This is a genomic window from Megasphaera sp. NM10, from assembly GCF_000417505.1.
Taxonomy (GTDB): Bacteria; Bacillota; Negativicutes; order Veillonellales; family Megasphaeraceae; genus Megasphaera; species Megasphaera intestinihominis.
Genome location: NZ_APHY01000151.1, coordinates 1 through 483, shown reverse-complemented (window position 1 = coordinate 483; position 483 = coordinate 1). Strand labels below are relative to the sequence as shown.

Sequence of the window (483 nt, the reverse complement as noted above, 5' to 3'; positions counted from 1 at the left end):
TCAGTTCGGTGATATCTTCGACACGGCGCACGGATACGCCGGCCAGGTACATCTCAATAAGGGCTTCCTCGACAGAGCATTCACGGCGTTTATAGCGCTCGATGATGGCCGTCTCAAACTGGATGCCCTTGAGCTTCGGCACGCGTAATCTGACTTCGCCGGAAGTCGTGCCAAAATTCTGCTCGTAATGACCGGAACGGTAGCCCTTACGGTCTCCCGTTCGCTCATACTTGCCAGCGCGGACGAGTTCATCCGCCTCGTGGTCGAGCAGGGCGTTCAGTGTTTCCTCTACACTGTTGCGTACAAGATCCTTTAAATTATTCTTTATAAGATCCTCATTAAGTTGTATAATATTACCAGACATGGTCTATTGCCTCCTTACGAATTTTGTGTGGTAACTTAATTGTACTAGCGGCAATAGACTATGTCTATTTTTTATGAAATTGAATTTGCGAAATATATTTTACCTTATCGCAAAACCTT

At 46.2% G+C, this 483-nt stretch carries 1 protein-coding gene; it reads right to left on the bottom strand.

Annotated features, from left to right (window positions below; translation table 11 throughout):
- Nucleotides 1-364 (bottom strand): IS256 family transposase (locus tag NM10_RS12805; protein WP_020311952.1); only part of this gene is annotated, 364 nt, incomplete at its 3' end.
- Nucleotides 365-483: the final 119 nt, after the last annotated feature.